The sequence below is a fragment of the Methylomonas sp. AM2-LC genome (assembly GCF_039904985.1).
GTDB lineage: Bacteria > Pseudomonadota > Gammaproteobacteria > Methylococcales > Methylomonadaceae > Methylomonas.
The window spans coordinates 552375-577811 of record NZ_CP157005.1 but is presented as its reverse complement, the minus strand read 5'-3'; the positions used below and the strand labels follow the sequence as shown (position 1 = coordinate 577811).

Annotated in this window: 24 protein-coding genes; 15 read left to right on the top strand and 9 right to left on the bottom strand. The window is 40.2% G+C overall.

Features of this window, described 5'->3' with window-relative positions; genetic code table 11:
* Positions 1-8 precede the first annotated feature (8 nt).
* From rpsT to ABH008_RS02710, 4 genes are all read left to right on the top strand, one after another.
* The gene (gene rpsT, locus ABH008_RS02725) at positions 9-272 is read left to right on the top strand and encodes a 30S ribosomal protein S20 (RefSeq protein WP_347988337.1); all 264 of its coding nucleotides are present in this window, start codon (positions 9-11) and stop codon (positions 270-272) included.
* A 200-nt stretch (positions 273-472) separates the two neighbouring features.
* Positions 473-1843: an adenosylmethionine--8-amino-7-oxononanoate transaminase gene (locus tag ABH008_RS02720; RefSeq protein WP_347988336.1), complete on the top strand. Its 1371-nt coding sequence runs from the start codon at positions 473-475 to the stop codon at positions 1841-1843.
* The gene (locus ABH008_RS02715) at positions 1843-2571 is read left to right on the top strand and encodes a 16S rRNA (uracil(1498)-N(3))-methyltransferase (RefSeq protein ID WP_347988335.1); all 729 of its coding nucleotides are present in this window, start codon (positions 1843-1845) and stop codon (positions 2569-2571) included. Before ABH008_RS02720 ends, ABH008_RS02715 begins: the two co-directional genes overlap by 1 nt.
* Positions 2571-3464 carry a type II CAAX endopeptidase family protein gene (locus tag ABH008_RS02710; RefSeq protein ID WP_347988334.1) on the top strand — a complete coding sequence of 298 codons (894 nt, stop codon included), beginning with the start codon at positions 2571-2573 and terminating at the stop codon, positions 3462-3464. Before ABH008_RS02715 ends, ABH008_RS02710 begins: the two co-directional genes overlap by 1 nt.
* Before the next feature lie 14 nt (positions 3465-3478).
* Here ABH008_RS02710 and ABH008_RS02705 read toward each other — a convergent pair whose 3' ends face one another.
* Positions 3479-3934, bottom strand: a complete 456-nt coding sequence (locus ABH008_RS02705; RefSeq protein WP_347988333.1) for a GNAT family N-acetyltransferase — start codon at positions 3932-3934, stop codon at positions 3479-3481.
* Positions 3935-4248: 314 nt separating this feature from the next.
* Between ABH008_RS02705 and ABH008_RS02700 the strand changes: the two genes are divergently transcribed.
* The 3 genes from ABH008_RS02700 to tadA all read left to right on the top strand — a co-directional run bounded on the left by ABH008_RS02700 (position 4249) and on the right by tadA (position 6933).
* Positions 4249-5262, top strand: a complete 1014-nt coding sequence (locus tag ABH008_RS02700) for a putative zinc-binding metallopeptidase (RefSeq protein ID WP_347988332.1) — start codon at positions 4249-4251, stop codon at positions 5260-5262.
* Positions 5263-5492: 230 nt separating this feature from the next.
* Entirely contained in the window at positions 5493-6461 is a 969-nt protein-coding gene (locus ABH008_RS02695) for an L-threonylcarbamoyladenylate synthase (RefSeq protein ID WP_347988331.1), read from the top strand.
* A 1-nt stretch (position 6462) separates the two neighbouring features.
* Entirely contained in the window at positions 6463-6933 is a 471-nt protein-coding gene (tadA, locus tag ABH008_RS02690) for a tRNA adenosine(34) deaminase TadA (protein WP_347988330.1), read from the top strand.
* Positions 6934-7091: 158 nt separating this feature from the next.
* Here the strand turns inward: tadA and pgi are convergent, their stop codons facing one another.
* Positions 7092-8729 (bottom strand): glucose-6-phosphate isomerase, encoded by a 1638-nt coding sequence (gene pgi / locus ABH008_RS02685; protein ID WP_347988329.1) that lies wholly within the window; start codon positions 8727-8729, stop codon positions 7092-7094.
* A gap of 309 nt (positions 8730-9038) precedes the next feature.
* Between pgi and ABH008_RS02680 the strand changes: the two genes are divergently transcribed.
* The 5 genes from ABH008_RS02680 to ABH008_RS02660 all read left to right on the top strand — a co-directional run bounded on the left by ABH008_RS02680 (position 9039) and on the right by ABH008_RS02660 (position 14873).
* A complete protein-coding gene (locus tag ABH008_RS02680; protein WP_347988328.1) occupies positions 9039-9632 on the top strand; it encodes a hypothetical protein in 594 nt (197 codons plus the stop codon).
* 96 nt (positions 9633-9728) lie between these two features.
* Complete coding sequence (locus tag ABH008_RS02675; protein WP_347988327.1) at positions 9729-10628, top strand: copper oxidase; 900 nt, start codon at positions 9729-9731, stop codon at positions 10626-10628.
* A 142-nt stretch (positions 10629-10770) separates the two neighbouring features.
* Positions 10771-11196: a DedA family protein gene (locus ABH008_RS02670; protein ID WP_347988326.1), complete on the top strand. Its 426-nt coding sequence runs from the start codon at positions 10771-10773 to the stop codon at positions 11194-11196.
* A 46-nt stretch (positions 11197-11242) separates the two neighbouring features.
* Positions 11243-12019, top strand: a complete 777-nt coding sequence (locus ABH008_RS02665) for a hypothetical protein (RefSeq protein ID WP_347988325.1) — start codon at positions 11243-11245, stop codon at positions 12017-12019.
* A gap of 46 nt (positions 12020-12065) precedes the next feature.
* Positions 12066-14873, top strand: a complete 2808-nt coding sequence (locus tag ABH008_RS02660) for a valine--tRNA ligase (RefSeq protein WP_347988324.1) — start codon at positions 12066-12068, stop codon at positions 14871-14873.
* 248 nt (positions 14874-15121) lie between these two features.
* On the opposite strand, the gene ABH008_RS02655 is transcribed toward ABH008_RS02660, so the two are convergent.
* The 7 genes from ABH008_RS02655 to ABH008_RS02625 all read right to left on the bottom strand — a co-directional run bounded on the left by ABH008_RS02655 (position 15122) and on the right by ABH008_RS02625 (position 21353).
* On the bottom strand, positions 15122-15799 hold the full coding sequence (locus ABH008_RS02655) for a hypothetical protein (RefSeq protein ID WP_347988323.1): 678 nt from the start codon (positions 15797-15799) through the stop codon (positions 15122-15124).
* Positions 15800-15831: 32 nt separating this feature from the next.
* Positions 15832-16209, bottom strand: coding sequence for a copper resistance CopC family protein (locus tag ABH008_RS02650; protein WP_347988322.1), 378 nt, complete (start codon positions 16207-16209; stop codon positions 15832-15834).
* A 177-nt stretch (positions 16210-16386) separates the two neighbouring features.
* Complete coding sequence (locus ABH008_RS02645; RefSeq protein WP_347988321.1) at positions 16387-16785, bottom strand: hypothetical protein; 399 nt, start codon at positions 16783-16785, stop codon at positions 16387-16389.
* 145 nt (positions 16786-16930) lie between these two features.
* The gene (amoB, locus tag ABH008_RS02640) at positions 16931-18175 is read right to left on the bottom strand and encodes a bacterial ammonia monooxygenase, subunit AmoB (protein WP_347988320.1); all 1245 of its coding nucleotides are present in this window, start codon (positions 18173-18175) and stop codon (positions 16931-16933) included.
* A gap of 92 nt (positions 18176-18267) precedes the next feature.
* Complete coding sequence (gene amoA / locus ABH008_RS02635; RefSeq protein WP_347988319.1) at positions 18268-19017, bottom strand: bacterial ammonia monooxygenase, subunit AmoA; 750 nt, start codon at positions 19015-19017, stop codon at positions 18268-18270.
* A 116-nt stretch (positions 19018-19133) separates the two neighbouring features.
* Positions 19134-19886: a bacterial ammonia monooxygenase, subunit AmoC gene (amoC, locus tag ABH008_RS02630; protein WP_347988318.1), complete on the bottom strand. Its 753-nt coding sequence runs from the start codon at positions 19884-19886 to the stop codon at positions 19134-19136.
* Between the two features lie 375 nt (positions 19887-20261).
* On the bottom strand, positions 20262-21353 hold the full coding sequence (locus ABH008_RS02625; RefSeq protein ID WP_347988317.1) for a glycosyltransferase family 9 protein: 1092 nt from the start codon (positions 21351-21353) through the stop codon (positions 20262-20264).
* 80 nt (positions 21354-21433) lie between these two features.
* On the opposite strand from ABH008_RS02625, the gene msbA reads away from it, so the two are divergent.
* From msbA to aroG, 3 genes are all read left to right on the top strand, one after another.
* Positions 21434-23200, top strand: a complete 1767-nt coding sequence (msbA, locus tag ABH008_RS02620; protein WP_347989943.1) for a lipid A export permease/ATP-binding protein MsbA — start codon at positions 21434-21436, stop codon at positions 23198-23200.
* 268 nt (positions 23201-23468) lie between these two features.
* The gene (gene sodB / locus ABH008_RS02615) at positions 23469-24050 is read left to right on the top strand and encodes a superoxide dismutase [Fe] (RefSeq protein ID WP_347988316.1); all 582 of its coding nucleotides are present in this window, start codon (positions 23469-23471) and stop codon (positions 24048-24050) included.
* 306 nt (positions 24051-24356) lie between these two features.
* On the top strand, positions 24357-25436 hold the full coding sequence (aroG, locus tag ABH008_RS02610) for a 3-deoxy-7-phosphoheptulonate synthase AroG (RefSeq protein ID WP_347988315.1): 1080 nt from the start codon (positions 24357-24359) through the stop codon (positions 25434-25436).
* Position 25437: the final 1 nt, after the last annotated feature.

Below are 25437 nucleotides of genomic sequence, written 5' to 3'. Positions count from 1 at the left end.
GATAGACTATGGCTAATTCACCACAAGCTAAAAAAAGAGCACGTCAGGCAGAGAACAGCCGTATTCGCAATGCCGGACAGCGTAGCAACTTGCGCACTTTCATTAAAAAAGTGCTTGCAGCTGTAAGAGCAGGCGACAAAGAGCAAGCTCAAGCCGCATTTAAAACAGCTGTGCCAATTATTGACTCTGCTGTAAACAAAGGCATCATCCACAAAAACAAAGCAGCTCGCAGCAAAAGCAGATTAAATACCAGACTTCGCGCAATGGCTTAATCTTTCTTGCTTGAACGCGTTATTATTTAGTCTTACTCAGTTTAATAAAGCAGCTTCTGCAAAACTGATAGCTTAGTTAAGCTAAATAATCACCTCAATGCTTTAAAAGGCTGACGTAGTAAAAGCTACATCAGCCTTTTTTTATGCTCTCTTACATTAAAACAAAAATCAGGCAGCAGTTTCAATACCCGTAAAAATTAATGAACAATTCATCCATTGTTATGCGTGACCTTAAGGTACTTTGGCATCCATGCAGCCAAATGAAAGACTATGCGCTACACTCCAACTCGCAAGACACTTTACCATTAATTCCTATAAAATCTGCTAACGGCGTCTGGTTGGAAGATTTTGAGGGAAAACGCTATTTGGATGCAATTAGCTCCTGGTGGGTCAACTTATTAGGGCATACCAACCCCATCATCAATCAGGCTATTAAAGATCAACTAGAAACACTGGAGCATGTCATGCTGGGTGGTCTTACTCATGAAACAGCCGTTTCCCTAGCTGAAAAACTGGTAAGCATTACCCCGCCAGGCCTGGATAAATGTTTTTACGCTGACAACGGCTCATCCGCCATTGAAGTTGCTCTAAAAATGAGCTTTCACTACTGGCAAAATCAAGGACAAATACAAAAAACAAAATTTATTACTCTTGAAAACAGCTATCACGGCGAAACATTAGGCGCATTGGCAGTTGGCGATGTAGCCTTATACAAAAATACATATGCACCACTATTAATGGAAACCATCACGGTTCCTGGCCCAGACTGTTATTTTCGCCAAGAAAACGAAAGCTGGGAAGACTATTCCATACGCCGTTTCGCGGTCATGGAAAAAACTCTGGAACAACACGCTGATTCCGTATGCGCAGTCATTATCGAACCATTGGTACAATGCGCAGGGAATATGCGCATGTATCACCCGGTTTATCTCAAGCTGCTTAAAAAAGCCTGCCTGCACTACAATGTTCATCTGATCGCCGATGAAATTGCGGTAGGCTTTGGTCGCACAGGAACCTTATTTGCTTGCGAACAGGGCAACATCACGCCCGATTTCATGTGTTTATCAAAAGGCTTAACGGGGGGTTATCTACCATTATCGGCAGTCATGACCACCGATGGAATCTATCAGGCTTTTTACGATGATTACCAAAAACTAACGGGTTTTTTACATTCTCACAGTTACACTGGTAACGCCCTAGCTTGTCGAGCCGCCTTAACCACTATCGAAATACTCCAGCAACAAAACGTAATTACAAACAATCAACAACTGGCAAACCTGATGTCAAATGCAACTGCCGAATTTGCATTACATCCCAATATTGCTGAAGTCAGACAAACCGGAATGATTGTTGCCATTGAGCTTATTAAAAACAAACAAAAACGTGAAGCTTATCCTTGGCAGCAGCGCCGTGGCTTAAAAGTCTATCAACATGCATTGAGCCAAGGTGTATTATTACGCCCTTTGGGAAATGTGATTTATTTTATGCCCCCTTATGTCATCAACGAATCGGAAATTGCTTTAATGGCTGAAGTGGCCTGGCAAGGCATACAACTTGCGGTACGTGAATAATGCGAGTATCAAGAGTCTATATTGATACCGCCTTAAATGTAGGACAAGATCTTGCACTTAATGAGGAAGCAAGCCATTATTTGCGTAGTGTTTTACGTCTAAAAGCTGAACAGAGCATCATTCTTTTTAACGGTACAGGGGGAGAGTTTGCTGGCAAACTCACTGAAGTGAGCCGTAAAAGCGTTAGAGTAAAAATTGAAAAACTCCTAGACCGCGATGTTGAATCACCGCTATCAGTACACATCGGAATGGGCATTTCCCGTGGCGATCGCATGGACTGGTCCATACAAAAAGCCGTGGAATTAGGTGTAAATCAATTAACCCCACTAATCACTGAACGTTGCGTTATAAAATTCAATGATGATAAAAAGCTTCAGCGCTGGCAGCATTGGCTGCATATTATTCAACACGCTACAGAACAATCTGGACGTACACGCATACCCGAACTTGGCCAAATATGCCCAATGGCAACATGGGCGCACCAGCAACAGGGCCTAAAGGTATTTCTCGATCCCTTTGCCGAACAAACTTTAACCCAATTACCTGAAAAAACTCAACAAATCACCTTACTTTCTGGACCCGAAGGGGGATTTAGCGATCATGAACGCAAACTAGCCTTAGCCGCTGGCTTTATTCCAGTAAGGCTTGGAGCCCGCATTTTAAGAACAGAAACAGCAATACTGACAGCTCTAGCCGCAGTACAAACCCTATGGGGAGACTTTAATTAATGCGCCCTATTGTCTTTTCTCTATTACCGCTTACTTTACTTTTAACCGTAATTACTGCTGCAAGTTTAATTAGCTACGGTTTGTTGCAATTTACCGGCGACATACAGCCTATAGAAAAAATCATCAGTAAAACCACTGAAGTTTTACTCATACTTAGCATTTTTCCACTCAAAAGAATTCTAAAATTAAGTTGGTTTGATCTTGGCTTCTCTGCAAATCGCATTTTTTTTAAACAATTTTTACAAGGCTTTTTACTATCATTAATCACCTTACTTCCTGTGCTTTTTAGCTTGTATGCACTCGATGTGCATATTTTTGACGATACACGCCAATGGACAGTGGGGAAAGTTACTGGAAAAGTAAGTCTGGCCTTTTTATTGGCGTTATTAATTGCTCTCTCTGAAGAAATTCTGTTTCGTGGCCTGCTATTAAGTGCCTTGCGACAACGATTCAGTATTTTTTTCGCTATTGCTATCAGCTCCCTTTATTACGCAGCATTACATTTTTTGAAAAGTAAAACCAGCATTCCCTTTACTGAGTTATCCATCAACAGTGGCTTTCAGTTAATGCTGGAAGCCTTTGGCAATTGGTTAAATCCAGCAATACTGAGCGCCTTACTCTCTTTATTTGTAGTCGGCGTATTTTTATCTACTATCAGAAGCCTCATACCGCAAAGCTTAGGACTGTGTATTGGCTGTCACTGTGGCTGGGTTTGGCAAATCAAAACCAGCAAAGATTTATTCAATGTTAATCCTCAATCTGATTACCTGTTCCTGGTTAGTAACTACGATGGTGTAGTAGGCCCTATGGTTAGCCTTTGGCTAAGTCTAGCCATAGTTGCTTTTATAGGGTTAAACAAACGATATTTTTGCAAAAAGGAAAAACATCTCTAAAAAACTTAGGATGACTATCCAGCACCTAAATCCAGCCGCATCGGCACCATCCCTGATAATTTAAACCCCTGCCTGGCATAAAACCTCTGCGCATCCTGATTAACCTGATCAGTTAAAAGTGTAATCCGCTGACAGCCCTGTTGTTTTGCGAATAATATTGCCGCCTCAAGCAACTGTGTTCCTAATCCATGATTACGCTCCACTTCAGAAACGACCATATCTTCCAACAATGCCACACGCCCGCCTAAAGCGGTAGATACTGTAAACAACAGATTGACCATTCCAACAATACTATTCTGCCGTTGCGCCAGCAAAATCACCCCTAATTCAGGATTAGCAATTATCTTAGCCAGACCAAGATTTTGTAGAAAATGATCTGGTGTAAATTCTGATTCTAAGCTAAATAAATCATGCAACAAATTACACAGAAAGGGTATGTCAATTAATTGCGCAGGTCTAATCATCAACATTTAATACATTCCTCTATAAATTTCTGTTTCGGTTTCAGTCCAGCTATGCAGTAAACTGTTAACCCTATATAGCATGATCATTTTTAAATACTGTCATTTATTATTGAAACATGCCGTAAAATTAACTCTGACAAATTAGCAAACAATACACACTTCTTATAGAGGCAGATTCGCATCTGCCAGCGAATAAATAATGACTCATCCACCTTACTTATCCAAAATAAGGAGTTTAGATTGACTTTCAACCACTTTTTTTGCCATTTTCTGTTCGCTAAGAAAATAACACTCACCAGTTCATCTTTCTAATTATTGGTATGAAACGTTATTACTGTAATTGTGGCAATGAAATTTTTTTCGAAAACACCTTGTGTAAAGGTTGTAACGGTAGCCTGGGATTTATTCCAGAACTACAATCTTTGGTGCGTCACGAATTTTATGACAATTATCGCCCCTGTCAACATCGTACATTGCTGAATTGTAATTGGTTAATTAAAAACACCGACATGAACCCACAATGCCTGTCCTGTCGGCTAACTCGAACGATTCCAAATTTAAGTATCAACCATAATTTGCAACGCTGGTCAAAATTAGAGGCCACTAAACGGCGTACATTTTACATGTTACTTCGCTTACAACTGCCAATACCTAATCGAGGTATTCAACAAGAACAAATGTTATTATTCGATTTTTTGGAGGACAAACGCAGTAATCGTTTTAGTAAGCTTGACATGGTTTTTACTGGCCATGCCAGCGGCCTTATTACCATAAATGTTGCAGAAGCCGATGATAGCTATCGCAGTGCAGCTCAACAAAAGATGCAAGAAGCTTATCGAACTTTACTAGGGCATTTTCGCCATGAAATGGGACATTTTTACTGGTTACACTTTCAAAATAACAGTACCGGCAAGGCTGATTTAGACCATTTCCGGCAATTATTTGGTGACGAACGCCAAGATTATCAAGCAAATTTAAAATATTTTTATCGACATGGCGCTCCTTGCAACTGGCAAGACCACTATATCAGTGCTTATGCAAGCGCACACCCTTTAGAAGACTGGGCCGAATGCTGGACTCATTACCTGCATATTATTGAGACTTTAGAAACAGCAGCAGCCTTTGGATTAAGTACTACTGATCCTACTACCGACAGTTTTACTGATTGCCTTGCAGTATGGATGCAATTTTCAGTGGTGTTGAACAGCTTAAATCGTAGCATGGGTATTAGCGATCCTTACCCTTTTGTAATTAATACAACTGTGGAAAACAAATTACATTTTATTGCGGATTGGATAAAAAAAGCATTCCCAAATAAATTAAGCTCTAATTGATTGACTTAGCAAGTCATATCCCCCAATACGAGCGGCATACACCACCACTCCAATTTAGATTAATTTTGCACATCAGAGCTGACTAGGTATTGGCGTGCAGACAGAAATTACATTAGTCAGATTTCACTGCCGAAATAACAAATTTTGAGCTATAAAACAGATAAAATATAACAAAAATCTATAGCAATAGGTAAAATTAGCATTATATTTTTTAATTGGTAATTTTAACCTTGACTCCAATACCTGTAACCACAAAATCCATATCCCATGCAGTAGAGCTATTAAAAATAGGTCGTTTGGTGGCTTTTCCAACTGAAACAGTTTATGGCTTGGGTGCAGACGCATCGAATCCAGATGCTGTTGCAAAAATTTTTGCGGCCAAAGGCCGACCTATAGATCATCCAGTCATAGTCCATCTTGCTCGTGCAGCACAAATTTATGACTGGGCAGAATCGGTGCCGGATACGGCATTAATTCTTGCAGAAGCTTTCTGGCCAGGACCTTTAACCATAATTCTTAACAAAAATGCCCAAGTATCTTTAGCAGTCACTGGAGGTCAGAATACCGTCGCTTTACGCATACCTGCCAATCCAGTTGCCTTACAATTGCTGGAAGCTTTTGGCAATGGCATAGCGGCTCCCTCTGCAAACCGATTTGGGCATATCAGCCCAACTCAAGCGGGTCATGTTGCAGAAGAATTAGGTGATAGCGTTGATTGCATTCTGGACGGAGGACCGTGTAGCGTTGGCGTCGAATCGACGATCATCGATTTAACCGACACACATCCAACCCTACTCCGGCCAGGCAGAATTACGCGTAGCCAGCTAAAAAACGTTTTGCATACTGAAATTCGCTTATCCAGTCAAAACAAGATACGTGCACCTGGATTGCTTGCGGTTCACTACGCACCGCATACCATGGCTTTACTTTGCCCAGCGGAAACATTAATTGCCATGGTTGACGAAATGTGTTCCAAAGGCAAAAATATTGGCATTTTAGCTTTTAGCGATGTGATTGCTGCCCTTCCATGCCCTCACCTGATACAGCTACCGGAATGCGCAGAACATTACGAAACTGCGCTCTACAGTGCGTTAAGAGAGTTGGATAATCTTCAGTTGGATACGATTTTGATTGAACAACCACCCGATCATGAAGCTTGGGCTGCGGTTAATGACAGGCTAAACAAGGCTACCGTTTAATATGACAGATGAAGAGTGGATGCAACACGCTATTCGCTTGGCTCAAGAAGCTGAATTACAAGGAGAAGTACCAGTCGGCGCACTAATAGTTTATGCAGAACAATGTATTGCAGAAGGTTGGAATCAATCGATTCAGAACCATGACCCAAGTGCACATGCCGAAATTGTAGCGCTTAGAAAAGCAGGACACTACTTACAAAATTACCGACAACCCCATACAACCTTGTATGTGACTCTGGAACCCTGTGTTATGTGCATGGGAGCCATTGCACAGGCACGTGTTCAACGCTTGGTCTTTGGTGCTTTTGACCCCAAACGGGGCGCAGTATGTAGTGCCATGCAATTGAGTAAGGCTTCATTCCTAAATCATCATATTGATTGGACTGGTGGCATACAGGAACAAGCTTGCTCTGAAATTCTTACCGATTTTTTTAAAGCCAAACGAAAACACAAGAGTTGCGAATGCCATTAATAAATACGAATTTATAACTCAAGCGCGATCTCCAAAACGAGCATCAGCACTTGATCTGGTTTAGACAGCTCATCAGTTTTAACTAAAACACCACTTTACCAGATCTATTTGACCTAACGCCACGCTGAAAAACTGTCACCCAAAAACCCAAATTATTGCTATTTACGTAATCTTTTATAGGCATTTATCAAGCCGTTAGTAGAACTATCATGACTGCTAATAGTGTCTTCGTTCTTTAATTCCGGCAAAATGGCTTTAGCCAAAACTTTACCTAACTCCACACCCATTTGATCAAAAGAATTGATATTCCAGATAACACCTTGTACAAAAATTTTATGTTCGTAAAAAGCAATCAGAGTACCTAAAGTTCTTGGCGTCAGCTTCTTGAACAAAAATGAATTGGAAGGCTTGTTACCTTCAAAAATTTTTGAGGCAATCAATGCATCATCGAGATTAGGTTCATGACTTAAATCAATCCGCACTTCTTCCTCAGTTTTGCCACGCATCAAAGCTTCAGCTTGTGCCAAAAAATTGGATATCAAAATATCATGATGTCCGGGCAAATCATAATGACTTTGGGCTGCCGCCAAAAAGTCACCAGGAATTAATTTTGTACCCTGATGAATTAATTGAAAAAAAGCGTGCTGCCCATTCGTCCCTGGCTGCCCCCAGATGATGGGGCCCGTATTATAATCAACTTTCTCACCACTAATGGTTGCACTTTTTCCATTACTTTCCATATCACCTTGCTGAAAATAATCTGCAAAGTATTGTAAAGACTGCGCATAGGGTAAAATGGCATAGGTTTCGGCTTCGAAGAAATTGTTATACCAAATACCTAACAAGCCCATTATCACGGGTATATTTTGAGTGAAAGGTGTATACCGAAAATGTTCATCCGCTAAATGAGCACCCATTAATAATTCTTCAAAATTATCCATGCCGATGTATAAAGCAATAGACATCCCCACTACCGACCATAAAGAGTAGCGTCCACCCACCCAATCCCAAAATTCAAACATATTTTCAGGATCGATACCAAACTCGCGTACTTTTTCCACATTAGTAGAGATCGCCACAAAATGCTTCGAGATATGTGCGACATCCCCCGCGGCCTCCAAAAACCAGTTACGTGCTGAGTGAGCATTAGTCATGGTTTCTTGAGTAACAAAAGTTTTTGAAGAAATCAAAAACAAGGTCGTTTCAGGATTTAATGGTTTAAGCGTTTCAACTATATCTGTTTGATCGACATTCGAGACAAAATGCGCTTTCAGGGCATCTTTACCATAGGGTTTTAGGGCAGTATCCACCATCTTAGGCCCCAAATCAGAACCACCTATACCAATATTGACAACATCGGTAATTGCTTTCCCGGTGTAACCCGTCCATTCACCTGATCGAACCTGCTCAGTGAACACCCGCATTTTACCGAGTACTTTATTAATTTCGGGCATGACATCCTTACCGCGAAAGTAAACTGGCTTATTGCTTCGATTACGCAAGGCAGTATGCAGTACTGCGCGCTTTTCGGTGGTATTAATGATAGAACCGGAAAACATAGCTTCGGTCTTTTCACTTAGTTGTGCGCGTTCAGCCAAGTTAATCAATAAAGGCAAAGTTTCATGACTGATTAGATTTTTGGAAAAATCGAAAATTAGATCATCAAATGTAAGGGAAAATTTTGCAAAACGTTGCGGATCATTATCAAACGCTTCTTTTATACAATATTTTCTGGCAATTTCTTGATGATGTTGTTTAACGGCGTTCCACTCTATGGAATTGATTAATTTGGACATAATTTTAGTTATAACTGGAAAATGTCTTCAGAAATTCTGAAAAATGACTATGCTTCTGGCAAAAACCACTACACCATTATATGTATTGTAGAGTACCGAAGCCAAAAAATTTAAATTCATTATCATTGATCCCTTGATTGTCAAGCTGATAACAATATCAGTATTCTCTTTATTTGGTTGTGGTGATGTGCTAGAGTTAAGACTTGTTTTAGCCTTATTTCGAAGTATACTGAAGCTATAGCAGAAACAAAGCTTTTTACTAAGTGTATGAAAATAATAATAAATAAGTATTTTTAAGGGGGATGGTTCATGAGAAAAACACACATTTTAAAAAATAGTTTATTGGGTTTATTGGCACTACTTTTTTCAACGGCACTATGGGCTCATGGTGGTGCAGCTGGAACCGACACTGATCAATGTAAATTTGAATTGGAAAAAGATCACTGGCTCCATTACACTGCATACGAACCGAAAGCTTATCCGGCAGAAGAATTTTGCGGTAATTTACCTGATTTAAATACCTTAATTCAATTAGTATTTGACTATCAGGATCAACGCTATCGTAATATGGCAATTGAATTTGAAGTCACCAAAGAACCTGAAGGTAAGCGTGTTTTCTTTGAAGGCGCCAAAAAACATAAATCAGGAACTGTAGTACTTTCTCTAAATGACGGGGTTGCTGAAGCAGGTAAATATCTCATTCATATTACGCTTTTACAAGATAATGGCGAGCGTCTAGATGCACACATGAGCTTTAAAGCGGGTGCAGGTCAGCCTGTCAGTAAAGGAAATCTAGGATTATATGCTCTGGTATTATTAGCTGGTTTATATATAGTTTACTTATCCAATGCTGGCTTCAAACGTAAAGTTGATGAACTTTTGGGTAGAGCGAAAGAGTTTTAATTTAATACATAAAGTGTTATTCAGCTGTACATCATACAGCTGAATAACCCATCATTAGGCATCTTCCATCATTTCAGATACCGAGAAAACATTATAATGGACAAACTAGTAGCAATTGCTGTCATAATCTGCGCACTGTCTGTTAACCCAGTTTCCGCTAAAGAGTTTCAAAACCATACACAAATGATGTCACACGGTGACGGTCATCTGATGGACATGGATGGCGGCATGGTAATGGGGCAAAATACTGACACACTACCCGGTGGTTGTGAGAAAATCGCTGCAACCAAAGAGATAACCGTACGCGCTGGTCATAAATATTCGGAAAAATTTCCGGGTACTATGTACGCTTTTGACCAACAAGAATTTCATTTCGATCCCTGTACTAAATTAACAGTTCATTTTATTAATGAAGACGAGATTCGTCATCAGTGGATGATGCATGGATTACCTAAGTATCTTTACCCGAAAGGCATGTTTCATCTAGAAGTGAGCGGACCTGGCGAAGTATCAGGTACTCTAATCTTGCCACCCGGTGATAAAACCTATTTAGTGCATTGCGATATTGCCCAGCATATGGAAAAAGGCATGAAAGCCCAATTAAAAGTAGGCAAAGGCAGTGAAGAACTTCCTAGCATTCCTGGCTTAACTGCCAGCATATTTCCAGATGATTATAGTGGCAAACCGTATGTTGCAGAAGAATACTCTGCGCCGCTACCAACTCCTACGACCTTAACCGATACAGCTAAATCGGCTCCAGTAACAACGCAATCTCAAACTACCTCCGTTTTTTCTGGTGTCTCAATAATCGGTTTAGCGATAGGCCTTATTATTGCCCCATTGCTAGTGAACAGATTTAAAGGCATGAGCGCAAGTGAAATTGTGGCCAGTATAATAGAGCTTACATCCCATGGTATTGGAGTAATTATTGGACTGATTATGCGCTTGATTAAACAACTTTCAAGCAAAAAAATCATTCCTTTATCGGATAAATAAAAGCTTAACCTATACAGTTATACTTGTAACTCACTATAAATAAAGTTAAGCCGATTTCTATTTCACCCTTACTATTTAAGTTAAGCATTATCTAAAGCCTCTGAAATGCCTAATTCCAGAGGCTTTTTATGAGAAATGAAATATGCAGTTCGAATCATTAGGCTTAACTGGATTATTCTTAAGCGCTTTTATATCCTCCACCATCGCGCCTGGTGGATCGGAAGTTATTTTGGCTTATATGATCAATCGATCAGCAAACTCTATTTATGAACTGGTTATTATTGCTAGTATAGGCAACACATTAGGTGCAATTACTACGTGGGGAATAGGCATCTGGGCAGCAAAAAAATACCCAGCCGAAACTCTGCTTAGTTCTCGACAACAAAAAGCGTTATATACTGTTCGTCACTGGGGCGGTTGGGTATTATTATTCTCATGGCTACCCATAGTCGGCGACGGACTGTGTTTTGCTGGTGGCTGGCTCAAACTACCCCCTATTTCGTCGTTTATCGCTATTTTTTCTGGTAAAGTTTTACGTTATCTGGCAGTTGCATACGCATTCGTATAATATATCAGCGATTATTGTCATGATTTCAGCTTTTTCCAATGCGAAAATGAGTTTTATCTCTTTACCACATTTCCCCCCAAAAGATAGCATTGCCGACCATCGTTCACGCGACTATCGAATTGCTGTATTTACATTTGTAACGGTCACTATCTGCTTAACTACTGATGGATTTGCTCCACAAGCCATGCAGTATGTCTTAGCTTTTTTCGGCTGGGTATTCCTATTAGCCTTTTTACGCAAGGAATGTAAATATGTACGCACACAGGTTGCTGTAGCAGTTACCTTTGCCGTAATTGGTGAATATTTTGCTTCTATCTATATGCACGGCTATATTTACCGCTTTGGTAATTTACCCGCCTATGTTCCTGCTGGGCATGGTTTGGTATATTTAACCGCAGTTGCTTTAGGTCGCTCAGGCTTATTTCAACGCCACGCTCGCTACATTGCCATTTTTGTTGTCTGTATTTGTAGCCTGTGGACTTTGTGGGGTATTAGCAGCTTTAGCCAACGTCAAGACCTGATTGGTGCTGTACTATTCGGCGTATTTTTGCTTTATCTATTTAAAGGCAAATCACCTATGGTTTATTTGGGTGCATTCTTCATCACTTCATGGCTTGAGATAGTAGGTACAAGTGCCGGCACTTGGGCTTGGGCCACTATTGACCCCGCCACTAGGCTACCGCAAGGTAATCCGCCAAGTGGCGTAGCCGCTTGGTATTGTCTGGTGGATGCCGTAGCTATTGCTGGCGCTACCCCAGTTTTGATTGCCATTGAAAAAACGACCTATTATTTGCGTTACGGGCATAGTATGCCTAGCAAATAACGACTCAACCCACTTAAATTAGCTCATCTACCTATCTGATACTGTCATGGAAAAAACCTATTCCCCACATACCATAGAACAACGCTGGTACCATATTTGGGAAGCGAGCGGCTATTTTGCTGCTAATAGACAAGGCCCGTCCTATTGCATAATGATCCCACCACCCAATGTAACTGGCAGCTTACATATGGGCCATGCATTTCAGGATACCATAATGGATGCCCTCAGTCGTTATCATCGTATGAAAGGTTACAATACTTTATGGCAAGCTGGAACGGACCATGCAGGTATTGCTACACAAATGGTTGTTGAGCGCTTAATCAATGCTGAGGGTAAATCACGTCATGACTATGGACGTGAAGCGTTTATTGAAAAAATTTGGGAATGGAAAGAACAATCTGGCGGCACCATCACTAAACAATTACGCCGAATGGGCTCTTCTCTGGATTGGGATCGCGAACGCTTTACCATGGATGAGGGTATGTCCAAAGCTGTACAGGAAGTGTTCATTAAACTGTATGAAGAAGGTTTAATTTATCGTGGTAAACGTTTGGTAAATTGGGACCCTATTTTACATACTGCAGTTTCTGATCTTGAGGTACTTTCTGAAGAAGAAAATGGCTTTATGTGGTATATGCGTTACCCTTTAAGTAATGGAAAGGGCTATCTTCAGGTTGCCACTACTCGACCAGAAACTTTGCTTGGTGATGCTGCTGTTGCGGTTAACCCCAATGATGAGCGCTACCAACATTTACTTGGAGAATTTGTAGACTTACCCCTCACTGGACGACGCATTCCAATTATTGCTGACGAATATGTCGACCCTGAGTTTGGTACTGGTTGCGTCAAAATTACACCGGCTCATGACTTCAATGATTATGAAGTTTGGACAAGACACAAGCATATAAGCGCTATCGTTGATTTACCTCATGGTGGTCTGATTAATATCTTCACCCTCGACGCTGCTATTAGAGACAATAACGATGAATATACGCTTATCCCTGCCACCTATGTAGGTCTGGATCGCTTTGTAGCCAGAAAGCTCATTGTGGCTGATTTAGAGGCCTTAGGATTATTAGAAAAAATTGCCGATCACAAACTGATGGTGCCCCGCGGTGATAGATCTGGAGCCGTCATTGAACCTTTTTTGACTAATCAATGGTATGTTAAAGTTGCTCCTTTAGCCAAACCAGCCATTGATGCAGTTGAATCTGGTGCTATCAAATTTGTACCTGATAATTGGAAGAATACATATTTCGAATGGATGCGTAATATTCAAGACTGGTGTATATCAAGGCAAATTTGGTGGGGACATCGAATTCCTGCTTGGTATGACGATATTGGTAATATTTATGTGGGCGTATCTGAAGCAGACATTCGTATAAAACATGCATTACCAGCTGAGTATGCTTTGACTCAAGATCAGGATGTGCTTGATACTTGGTTTTCTTCCGCTCTTTGGCCATTTTCAACATTAGGTTGGCCAGACAAAACCCCTGAACTAGCTCAACATTACCCAACCAGTGTACTGGTCACTGGCTTTGATATTATTTTCTTCTGGGTAGCCCGCATGATTATGATGGGTTTAAAATTCCAAGGCGAGGTGCCTTTTCGAGAAGTGTACATTCACGGTCTGGTTCGAGATGCTGAAGGCCAAAAAATGTCAAAATCTAAAGGTAATGTCCTTGATCCAATCGATATTATTGATGGAATTGATTTACAGTCTTTAATAGACAAACGAATTTCTGGCATGATGCAACCCCATCTTGCCCAAAAAGTAGAACAGGCTACTCGTAAACAATTTCCTGATGGTATTCCTTCATTTGGTACGGATGCCTTACGTTTCACTTTTGCCTCACTGGCTTCCACAGGCCGTGACATTCGTTTTGATCTTGCGCGTACTGAAGGTTATCGTAACTTCTGTAATAAATTATGGAACGCCGCACGTTTTGTGCTGATGAACACCGAAGAGCAAGACAACGGTCTGGGCTGCATTGATTGTAGCTATAGCGCAGTGGATTTATGGATCATTTCGCGTTTACATCAAGTCATAGCAACCACTACAGATGCTATTGATCATTATCGTTTTGATCTAGCAGCACAATCAATTTATGATTTCACTTGGAATGAATACTGTGATTGGTATCTTGAATTGGCTAAAATTTCTTTACAGTCTGAAGATGAAGCTTTACAACGGGGTACGCGACAAACCTTATTAAAAGTTCTTGAAACGGTTTTACGCCTCGCGCATCCAATTATGCCATTCATTACCGAAGAAATTTGGCAACGTGTTGCCCCTATGACGGGTATTACGGCTGCCACAATTATGCTACAACCCTATCCTGTCAGTGATGCCGATCTCATTAATACAGCGGCCATCAATGAGACTGAATGGTTTATGGCTTTTATTCTTGGCATACGCCGAATCCGTGGAGAAATGAATATTGCGCCTAGTAAACCATTAAATGTACTACTACAAGATGGCTCTGCCAATGATAGACAATGTATATCTAACAGCTTGACTTACCTTTTAAAACTTGGCCGACTAGAAAGCATTACATGGTTAACCAATGAAGATATTGCCCCAGAATCTGCTATTGCTTTAGTTGGTGATTTAAAAATCCTAATTCCTATGGCAGGTCTGATTGACAAATCAGCTGAATTAGCACGTCTAGATAAAGAAATTCAACGTATTGAAAAAGAATTACCTCGTATTGAAGGCAAACTGAATAATCCTGCGTTTGTTGATAAAGCACCACCCGAAGTTATTGTTAAAGAACGAGAAAAACTGGCTGATTATATGTCAACTTTAAATAATCTGATAAACCAACAAACTAAAATAAAATTGCTTTGAATGGTGATAATTAAATAAGATTAGCATCTCTCAGTTATTGTTTTAACACAACGTTTGCGTAGTCCAGTCAATCACTAACTGGACTGCCGCAAATGCTGTTTTGTGCCACGATTAAGCTTTATGCACTTCAATAAAGCTATATTGGGTGCTTAACTAGGACTGAAAATAACAATAATAATGACTGTTTGATTCTCTTTATTTGAAAAACTATTAAAATTTCTTTTTAACACAATCAATAGCGTCTCTATTTACTCAATTTTGTCACTATTTTGCTTATTTTCTATATTAATTGCTTTGTGTTTATTTTTTTTACGATAAATCAAAGTAAAGATTACGATAATTATCAATAAACTAGCACCTGACACTATTATCCAATAGACAGGTAACGCATTTGGATCGACACCAACTTCTAAAGATATTTTAAATTTATCATCATCTTCGATTGCATCTCCAATTAATAAAATCAGTTGGTAATCACCATTCTTATCAATATCAGCTTGTGCTTCTACCGCACCTCTTGGATATAACTTAGCGGGTAAATCTACTACGGTACGTATTACCCGATAGTCATTTGGTGCTTTTTCTGTTGTTTTTTCAACTTCAACTAAGCGAATACCAATAGGCGTTGTACGTATATCTCGATCAATAAGATCAGCAGTAAAAAACATTCTACCGGCGTGAGGTATTTTTTGACAATAGGGCACAAACGCTGCTTTTGTATCTCCCACAGGTTCGCCTTTTACTGGCTGAATATAGGAACTGAAATGTACTGCATAAAAATCGTTTGCAATAATACAATCTAAGTCAGGTCTATTACCAAGGGCATTCGTTTTATTTGTATTGATCCCTAGTTTTTCACATGCGGATAATATTAGTAAGCAACTAATTAATATCTGGATACGCAATAACTTATAATTTATTTTCATATATTAATAACTAATTTGGCCCTTATTGCTGTTTAAGGTTTCACTGTAAAATCAAACTTTCCTGTAACGATATGCGTATCTTCAGATACCACTCTATAACGTACCGTATACACACCTGGGATTAGACTTTGCACTGTAGCATGTATGTTTGAGCCATCAGTTATACTCTGCTCAACATCGTGATTATCAACGCGTTTACCATTACTATCTATTACCGCTAAGGCTTTATATTCACCACGCACTGCATCGTTAAACCATAAATCAATTTGTTTGGGTGCCTGTGCCAACACTTCGTCTTTTGCTGGCTGAGACTTTACCAAAATTGCATGTGCCATGGCCGCAATTGGAGTAAACAACATACACAATATAATAACTGGCTTTATTATTTTTTTTATAGTCAATTTAGACATTTTCACCTCTCGAGTATCAAAATCAATTTAGTAATACGCTAAATAATTCTTTATAGCAAAAATTCATTTTAGCTAGTATTGTTTTATGCTCATAAATTATGGCTTCTTATACGCCATTATGGTTATTTATAATACGTGCTTATCACTAAACCTGCATTGCTCGCACTATTTACAACTTTATTTTACCAATTCTTTTTCATCACTAGTTACTAAGCCTGACATGCAGTTAAGCACACTTTCAGTGTAATTTGCATGTGCATCGGCTAATTTTTTGGCATCTCCGAAATCCGTTCTTAGTTCTTCTAATGTTTTTTTAGGATCGCTACTGCTATTCAGTTTAAGCATTTTTGTATAATTTTTATATGCGTTTAACCTTGTAGGATCAGCCGTAAATAAACCTGGCATATTGTTGGCGGTTGTTTGCACAACGCATTTTGCCATTTCCTCTGGCTCTATTTTATAATCCTTTATATCTTTTTCCTGTTTCATCTGTTCTACAACAGCTTGTTCATATTCTTGTTTTTCTGCACAACCTACTAATATCAATAAGGTGATATAGATTAGAATTTTCTTCATTTTTTTACTCTTCTTTTGATACTAAATTTATAAGCATTTTCTGCTTTTAAAACAATAATCGTAACCTAAAAAAAACCCCCGCTACCTCACGATAGCAGGGGTTTTTAACTCCTTATTCTAAGCTAAAGCGCTTAGAATACTTTCATTAGATGAAAGTTGGAATTAATGGAGCATCAATTGTTACCAATTGACGATTGCCATTAGCATCCCAGAAGAACAACAGACCAGCAAAACGGCTATCTGGATCGTATATCAAGTCAGCAAGACGATATACTTCCCATGCAGCGTCAGAAGCTGTAACTTCAACAGTACGTGACTCACCTGGAGCCAATGGGCTGTTGTCGCTAACAGTTAAACCTTCTTCTGCCAACAAGTCATCTGGGTAACCAGATTCGTCAACATGAACCGCAGGATCCAAGAAACGAACGCCAGCAGTGTTGAACTCGCCCAAACGAACTGGTGAATCACCATTGTTTGTAATAGTCAAGGTCATTTGCATTGCACGGCCTGGTACACGATAAGTTGCATCATCAACTTTAACAGTAACAGTTTGTTCTGGCATTTGATATGTTTTCATACCACGTAACAAACCTGCTTGCAGAGGAGTAGTTACAGGATATTTATCATTGGTTGTGCCCATAGAAGCAGCAACGATTACCAATGTACCAACACCGAACAAAATACCAACTTTTCTGTCAGTTGGAGTGATTAATGTATCAGCTTTACCAGTGCTCACAGCGATGTGACGTGGAACGAACAATGGTTTTTTGATCCAGTAACCCAACCAAGCTAAACCAATTGCATACCACAGAGCATGCCAGAAGTAGACGTTATCCAGACCATAATGTTCCAGATCAATTGTTTGACCTGTCAATGTAGTTACTGGGTTAACGAATTCGCTCATTGAACCAGTAATGGTTACCCATTTACCTGGACCAATAATTGGACCACCGCCTTTGACGTTCATCATAGCGTGAACGTGCCAGTCGCCTGGACGACGTGCTTTCAGCAGAACTTTGAACTCATAAACTTCGCCCAGTTCCAAAGAAACTGAACGTGGTACCAATTGACCACCGATCCAAGAACCGGCACGAATAAACACAGGACCAGGAATACCAACGTTCAAGAACGAGATTTCTGGTTTATCAACAGTTTCAGGCCATCCTGCGAAAACCAGGAATTTGCCGCCAATTGTCATTGTGTCATTAATAGCAACTTCTTCTTTTGACCAGTTCAGGTCAAACCAGTGAATAGTACGCATACGCATAAACGCAGCCTGTGACTTTTCACCATGAGCAGATGCTGTTGGAGCATAGAACATCGCTGCTGTCAAAGTGATCAGCAGTGCGACAAAGGACAGTTTAGCAACTTTGTCTTTTATTATTTTCATATTCCCTCCTCTATTACTAGAGAATCTTGTAATTAAGATCTTCTGGCACTCGTACTGCATATGCCAGCTGTCATTTTCAATCAAACCTTCAACTAGGTTGCATCATCAGAGATGAAATCGGTTTTAGCGAACCATCTGCCGAAGAAATGCCACAAGAAGTAAATGATGATAGAAACGAATCCAGAGAAGAACGCTGATACTGGAGCAACGTCTTTACCGAAAGTTCTTAATGTACCTTTCTCTACCATACGAATGTACTCAGGTGTACCAGTTCTAACATAGTGGTAACCTTGTAAGTCAGCCAGAGTCATCATCATGCCATTGTATTCAACAGGAACATGCAATGGAGCAATGATAGGCCAGTTGCCAGGATAGAACAACAAACCATAAGCCAAACCACCAACAACCGCAGTCAACGTCATGCTGTTACCCAGCATTAAAATAACGTCAAGAACGATAGCACCAGGCCACAGGTTAGATGGGAAGCAGATATTAACTGGGAAATATGTCCAACCCCAGAAGTTCATGTATCTGTTGATCCACTCACCTAACAGAAGACCAGCAACAGCAACACTAGCGCCGATTGGTAATCTGTATCTCCACCACAAGCATGCTTGAACAGCTGCAGGGAATGTAATTGAAACGATAGGTGCTACAGTTACCCATAGACGTCTATCTTTCCAGTCAGTCCAGAAATCCCAGTCACCACCAGTCAACATATAGTGAATGTGATAACCGCCCAGAACCGCTGTGAACAGTGTAAAAAGAATCATCCAGTCAAACGTACGAGAAACTTGTACCGCTTCCGCACGTGAACGTACAGCTGATTGAGATGCGCTCATTAGCTTACCTCCTAAAGAATTAAAATTATATTTTTTTTAAACTTCTCTCTTATCCTACTCTACCTAACAGCAGAGCAGGAAAGGAGATAGTATTTTTACTTTTATAGATTTGCTTATTAAGCTAAATCTTTTTTCAGCAATTTGGTAATTGCCATTACTTCGGTGTTTACCACACCCATTACAGCCAGAGCAGCCCAACCAAAGAATACGAAACCGTAATGCAATGGAGCAACAAACAACTCTTCCATAAACCAGAAAGTGTGACCCCACTCATTCAAACCTACGTTAGGCAGAATCATGAAAGGACCAATAACTGCAATCAGATACATCAGGTGCAAACCTTCATGGTATGTAGGCAGTCTTGTTTTTGCATACATGAATGAAGCTGAACCAGTGATGATGTAGATTGGGTATGACAAATAGAACTCAATGATGTGACTTGGAGTAAAGTCAGTATCACGAACGATCGTTTGGTGCCATGTACCATCTTGCTCTGTGAAGTAAGAAGCACCCCAGTAGATAGCCCAGCCGTAGCAAACCAACCAGATCCAATGTGTGAAATGTCTTCTCAACTCTTCACGTGGAGTGATAGACATCACTTTACGATCACGAGTTTTCCAGATATAACCGTTGATACCTGCAAACAACAGAACTTCAACAACTAGTTCGATGTACAGCATGTTCATCCAGTAAGTTTCAAACTCTGGTGCAAATGAGTCTAAACCAGCTGACCAGCCGTAGACACCTTCATACCAGCGAATGAATGAATAGAAACCCAAATAGAGCAAAATGCCCAATGTCAGGTTTGTTTTGTTTAAAAGCGGTGCTTCCGCAGCATCAGCTTTAACTGATTCAGTTGTAGCAGCCATTTCTACCTCCTAAAAGATTATCTAAAATTCCCAAATAATTGGGAGTTCTTTATTTTTCCCTTGTTTTCATTCTTCATCCGCTTAGCGGACTTCGAACATCGCCTTCCTTATAGGCGGAGGGCAGTGTACCAGCTCGGAAAACCTTGTCAAGACAAATTGTGTTTTTTTTATTCATACAAATGCTAAGCCCTTATCATTCAACATTAACCATTATGTGGACCGTATTTTGCTTAACAAATTGCCTTTTAACCTTACCTCACATTCCTATTCAAAAGTATTTACAGCTTTTGTGTATTGCGCCTATTTTTAACTTGACTTAAGCACCTTTAAGTATTTATAAATTATGATAATTTATTTGTTTAGACACTAATCTCATTACTTTCTTTCTTGCCATTCTTCGATTACTTTAATAACTGTTTGTGCTGATAATGCGTCCAAGCATGCACTAAAACTATGCCTATGCCTTTCACATCCTTCTAGCTGACAAGGAACACAACCACTTTCTGATTCACCCTGTATTAAACACACATTGTTTATTTTTTGTATCCCTTGTGAATTGAACGGCGCTGCATTCTGTGCATAGCCTTGAGGCCAAGGCGCCCATTTCAATGGGTCAGTTGGACCAAAAATAGCCACTGTTCGTACCCCTGTGGCAGCTGCTAAATGAGTGATTCCGGTATCTGGACCAATAAAAATACTCGCATGATTTATAATCTCGGTTAATTCTGCCAAACTTAATTTTCCTGCCAAATTGCAAGCAGAGGGCGGTAAGTAACTAAGCAACTCCTGCACCACATGCAATTCCTCTACCTGCGGACTTCCAGTCAACACTAACTGATACCCTTGTCGCTGTAAATAATATGCGAGCTTGATCCAGCCTAGCTGGTGCCATTGCTTATATTGCCATTGCGGCATGATATGTAGTACTGCATATTTCCCAGAAATGGATTTTAGAAACAGCGGATGCAGGAGTTTGGGTGGCGTCAACTTGTAGCAAGGTGTAATATTTAAGGCCTCACAAAAACGCAAGTTTTCCAACACAGCATGCGAATGTTGATCTGCAAATTCTAAAGCCCTGTCCAATAGTACTCGCTTCCAAAATTGTTTAACTCTACATCCCGAAACGAATCCCATTCGCCACTTTCCAGCAACGATTGCACAAATAATTGGCCTATCACCACCCTGCGTTGAAATTGCTAGATCATATTTCTGAAACAAACCACATAACAATTTTGCAAAGCTTAAAAAACCTTGCTTGCTATAAAACGGTATTAAATGACTAACATCTGTATTTCCCTCCAGCACACCTAGATTAGCAAAAGGCAGTAAAACATCAATTTCAGCCCGAGGATAGGCATTCCGCAAAGAACTGAGTAACGGGGTTACTAATAATGTATCGCCTAAATAACGTAGAGTTATCACCAAAATGCGTTTAGGCTGTATATTGATCGGTTGGTATACTTGCATATATCTGAGAAATTAAAACAGAAAAAACGTTATTTTATAGGTAATCAGCATTGAATACGCCAGCTAATCCTCACAAAATCATGTCTGACAGCGAAGTCTACAAACGCCTGATGCGCTTTGTCATGCCTTATTGGCGACTTTTTATTGTTAGCGCTTTTGGTTTCGCCATCTACGCCGCAACAGAACCCGCCGTGGTAATGATTATACAGCGCATTATTGACAGCTTTAGCAATGAAAATAAAGCCGGTATTGAATACTTGCCTTTATTATTTATTGGGCTATTTCTAGTGCGAGGTTTAGGTGCTTTTTTGGGAAATTACTATCTGGCCCGCATTTCCGGCAATTTGATACACAAATTACGCTGTGAAATTTTCAACCACTACACCCGCTTGTCTGTGCAATATTACGATAATCATAATAGTGGCTATATGATTTCCCGCATCACTAATAATATAGGTGAAGTTACCCGCGCCACTTCAGACTCCATACGCTCTTTTGTAAGAGAGGGTTTAACTGCAGTGGGTTTACTGTGGTACTTAGCCTACACCAATTTGCAATTGTCCCTAATATTTATTGCCATAGCCCCAATTGTAATTTTAATGGTGCGTTACGTTGGTAAACGCTTAAAACGGCTAAGTCGCAACATGCAAGATACTGTCGGCAATTTGACACATATCACATCAGAAATGGTTTCAGGTAACCGTATTGTCAAAAGCTTTGGCGGTGAAAATTATGAACGCGAACGATTTAAACAATGTAGCCTGGAAAATCGTAAACAGTACCGAAAGCTTATCATGACAGTTTCGCTTAATAACCCGATTATGCAAATGGTCATAGCTTTTGCTTTAGCAGGCATGATGTATTTAGCCTTAATCATGATGAAATCTTCTAGCGCGGGCGAATTTGTCGGCTTTTTCACTGCAGCGTTTTTACTACCTAAACCCATTCGCCAATTAAGCGATGCTAATAGCGAAATTCTGCGTGGCATTGCCGCAGCAGAATCACTCTTTGAAGTACTGGATGAACCCGCTGAAACCGACCTTGGCGATTACACAACATCCCGTAGCTTAGGTAAAATTGAATTTAGAAATTTGAGTTTCAATTATCCGAACAGCGAAAAACCGGCGCTACGTAATATTAATCTAACTATACAACCCGGACAGACAGTGGCACTGGTTGGTGCCTCAGGCGGTGGTAAAAGCACACTAATTAACTTGATCCCGCGCTTTTATGATTACGAAGAAGGTGAAATTCTAATTGATGATATTGAACTGAAACGTTATCGATTAACTGACTTAAGAAATCAAATTGCCTTGGTTACCCAAAATATCACTTTGTTTAATACTACTGTAGCGAATAATATCGCTTATGGCAGACTTGAAAATGCCAGCCGCGAACAGATCATTAAGGCGGCTACTGCTGCTTATGCCATGGACTTTATTAACAACCTACCGCAAGGACTGGACACTGACATAGGCGAAAATGGTATTAAGCTATCAGGTGGGCAACGACAAAGACTAGCATTAGCCCGCGCCTTATTAAAAGATGCACCCATTCTAATTTTGGATGAAGCCACCTCAGCTCTGGATACCGAGTCGGAGTACAATATTCAAGAAGCTCTGAATAGCGTCATGAAAGGCAGAACAACACTAGTCATTGCACATCGTTTATCGACTATAGAGAATGCCGATGTAATTCTGGTAATGGATAAAGGACGCATTATCGAACAAGGCTCTCATCAGGAGTTATTTGCCCGTGATAGTGCTTACGCAAGATTACATAAAATGGAATTTCAAGATAATGCTACCGAATTTGAACCCAGTCAAACACTGTCATTGGAGAGTTAACGCTTGCAGATAAAGCACTATCGAAGTTTTTTCTCCAGACATGTAGAGGTGGTTTTTATAATATGCGATGAAAAACTAAGAACATAGACTGGGTCGTTTCTGCATAGCAGAATTATTGACTTCAGTAACCAATTGATTATAAAAGCTTGTATACTAGCCATGCGGTTTCATCTACTGCGACATGGAATTCTTTATTATAATACTAGGTAATTAGGATAGAATCCTAGTACCCCTAAGTATTGCTGTTCACTCACTCTGGAGATTTAAGATGACTTTTGAATTACCTGCTTTACCTTACGCAAAAGACGCATTGGCACCACATATTTCTGTAGAAACCATCGAGTATCACTATGGCAAACACCATCAAACCTATGTTACGAACCTGAATAATCTAGTTCCTGGTACCGAGTTTGAAGGTTTATCTCTAGAAGAGATCGTAAAAAAATCCAGTGGCGGAATTTTTAATAATGCGGCCCAAGTTTGGAATCACACATTCTACTGGCACAGCTTATCGCCAAACGGCGGTGGAGCCCCAACCGGCGCTTTGGCAGAAGCCATAGAAAAGACTTTTGGTTCTTTTGACAAATTTAAAGAAGATTTCACCAAAGCTGCTGTTACAACATTTGGCTCTGGTTGGGCTTGGTTGGTTAAAAATGCAGATGGAACTCTTGCAATTACTAGTACCAGCAATGCCGCCACCCCTTTAACCAGCGGTCAAACGCCGTTATTGACTGTTGACGTTTGGGAACACGCTTATTACATTGATTTCCGTAATTTGCGCCCAAAATACCTAGAAGCATTCTGGGCATTGGTTAACTGGGAATTTGCCAGCGCCAACTTTACTGCTTAAACCTTTTAATATCCTGACAGGCCTATAGTCCTAGAAGGGGTAGCGTTAAACAAACCCTAGAAACTAAAAAACACGTCCCAATTGACAATATATTTTTAGTTATCTAGGCGTTTAAAACCGACCGCTTGGGTTTGATCAATATCCAACCCAAGCAACTAACCCACTATTGAACCCTTTATAACGGCTACCTCTACACCACATCCTCACAAAAATTTACTGTAAAAACATCTGCAGATAACATTAGATAGCTAAATTTGGTTAGAATAGCGGTTTATATCCCTTAATGAAAGCTAACCGCTTAGTGTCATGCCAACAAACTTTAACACCGATGATTTAAGAATTTGTGAAACCAAAGAAGTGGTAGCACCCATTCAGGTGCACGATGAAATTCCGATGACGAATATCGCTGCCACCACAATTTTGCAAAGCAGAGAGGCCATTCACAATATTCTGGCTGGCGTGGATGATCGCTTATTAGTAGTGATTGGCCCTTGTTCCATACATGACCCTGAAGCAGCTGTTGAATATGCTCGGCGCTTAAAATTGATGATGGATAAATTACATAACGAGTTAGTCATTGTGATGCGGGTTTATTTTGAAAAACCTCGTACCACAGTGGGCTGGAAAGGCTTAATTAACGATCCTGATCTAAATTCCAGCTTTAACATTAACAAAGGCCTACGAACAGCCCGGAAATTATTACTGGATGTTAACAATTTGGGTGTTTCTGCGGCCACAGAATATCTCGATTTGATTACACCACAATACGTGTCGGATTTAATTTCCTGGGGAGCCATTGGCGCCAGAACCACCGAAAGTCAAGTACATCGCGAACTTGCTTCAGGTTTATCCTGCCCAGTTGGCTTTAAAAATGCTACGGATGGCGGCATTAAAATCGCTATTGATGCTATCAATGCAGCCATGAGCCCTCATCACTTCCTGTCTTTAACAAAAGAAGGGCGCTCAGCAATATTTTCTACCAGCGGAAATGAAGATGCCCACATTATTCTCAGAGGCGGCAATAATCGCCCCAATTATGACGAAGTCAGCGTTGATCAGGTTGCAGAAGGCTTGCAACAAGCAGGGTTGCGTCAGAATATTATGATCGATTTTAGTCACGCCAATTGCCAGAAAAAATATGAACGACAAATGCATGTAGCACAAGACGTAGCTGGACAAATTGCTGGTGGTGACACTCGTATAATGGGTGCAATGGTAGAAAGCCACCTGGTGGCAGGTCGACAGGATGTCGAAGACAATTGCTCTCTAGTTTTTGGTCAAAGTATTACAGATGCCTGCTTGGGTTGGGATGACAGTGTAAAATTACTCAACGAATTGGCTGAAGCGGTTAAACGCCGCCGTTCCGTTTTACAGAACAAGGTTTAAA

Bases quoted from the DNA above. Each gene is read 5' to 3' on its own strand.
- sodB (WP_347988316.1), top strand. From the start codon at position 23,469: ATGACTTTTGAATTACCTGCTTTACCTTACGCAAAAGACGCATTGGCA.
- ABH008_RS02680 (WP_347988328.1), top strand. From the start codon at position 9,039: ATGAGAAAAACACACATTTTAAAAAATAGTTTATTGGGTTTATTGGCA.
- ABH008_RS02660 (WP_347988324.1), top strand. From the start codon at position 12,066: ATGGAAAAAACCTATTCCCCACATACCATAGAACAACGCTGGTACCAT.
- ABH008_RS02705 (WP_347988333.1), bottom strand. From the start codon at position 3,934: ATGTTGATGATTAGACCTGCGCAATTAATTGACATACCCTTTCTGTGT.
- ABH008_RS02655 (WP_347988323.1), bottom strand. From the start codon at position 15,799: ATGAAAATAAATTATAAGTTATTGCGTATCCAGATATTAATTAGTTGC.
- ABH008_RS02645 (WP_347988321.1), bottom strand. From the start codon at position 16,785: ATGAAGAAAATTCTAATCTATATCACCTTATTGATATTAGTAGGTTGT.
- amoC (WP_347988318.1), bottom strand. From the start codon at position 19,886: ATGGCTGCTACAACTGAATCAGTTAAAGCTGATGCTGCGGAAGCACCG.
- ABH008_RS02670 (WP_347988326.1), top strand. From the start codon at position 10,771: ATGCAGTTCGAATCATTAGGCTTAACTGGATTATTCTTAAGCGCTTTT.
- pgi (WP_347988329.1), bottom strand. From the start codon at position 8,729: ATGTCCAAATTAATCAATTCCATAGAGTGGAACGCCGTTAAACAACAT.
- tadA (WP_347988330.1), top strand. From the start codon at position 6,463: ATGACAGATGAAGAGTGGATGCAACACGCTATTCGCTTGGCTCAAGAA.
- ABH008_RS02700 (WP_347988332.1), top strand. From the start codon at position 4,249: ATGAAACGTTATTACTGTAATTGTGGCAATGAAATTTTTTTCGAAAAC.
- amoB (WP_347988320.1), bottom strand. From the start codon at position 18,175: ATGAAAATAATAAAAGACAAAGTTGCTAAACTGTCCTTTGTCGCACTG.
- ABH008_RS02720 (WP_347988336.1), top strand. From the start codon at position 473: ATGAACAATTCATCCATTGTTATGCGTGACCTTAAGGTACTTTGGCAT.
- aroG (WP_347988315.1), top strand. From the start codon at position 24,357: ATGCCAACAAACTTTAACACCGATGATTTAAGAATTTGTGAAACCAAA.
- ABH008_RS02675 (WP_347988327.1), top strand. From the start codon at position 9,729: ATGGACAAACTAGTAGCAATTGCTGTCATAATCTGCGCACTGTCTGTT.
- msbA (WP_347989943.1), top strand. From the start codon at position 21,434: ATGTCTGACAGCGAAGTCTACAAACGCCTGATGCGCTTTGTCATGCCT.
- rpsT (WP_347988337.1), top strand. From the start codon at position 9: ATGGCTAATTCACCACAAGCTAAAAAAAGAGCACGTCAGGCAGAGAAC.
- ABH008_RS02710 (WP_347988334.1), top strand. From the start codon at position 2,571: ATGCGCCCTATTGTCTTTTCTCTATTACCGCTTACTTTACTTTTAACC.
- amoA (WP_347988319.1), bottom strand. From the start codon at position 19,017: ATGAGCGCATCTCAATCAGCTGTACGTTCACGTGCGGAAGCGGTACAA.
- ABH008_RS02715 (WP_347988335.1), top strand. From the start codon at position 1,843: ATGCGAGTATCAAGAGTCTATATTGATACCGCCTTAAATGTAGGACAA.
- ABH008_RS02625 (WP_347988317.1), bottom strand. From the start codon at position 21,353: ATGCAAGTATACCAACCGATCAATATACAGCCTAAACGCATTTTGGTG.
- ABH008_RS02665 (WP_347988325.1), top strand. From the start codon at position 11,243: ATGAGTTTTATCTCTTTACCACATTTCCCCCCAAAAGATAGCATTGCC.
- ABH008_RS02650 (WP_347988322.1), bottom strand. From the start codon at position 16,209: ATGTCTAAATTGACTATAAAAAAAATAATAAAGCCAGTTATTATATTG.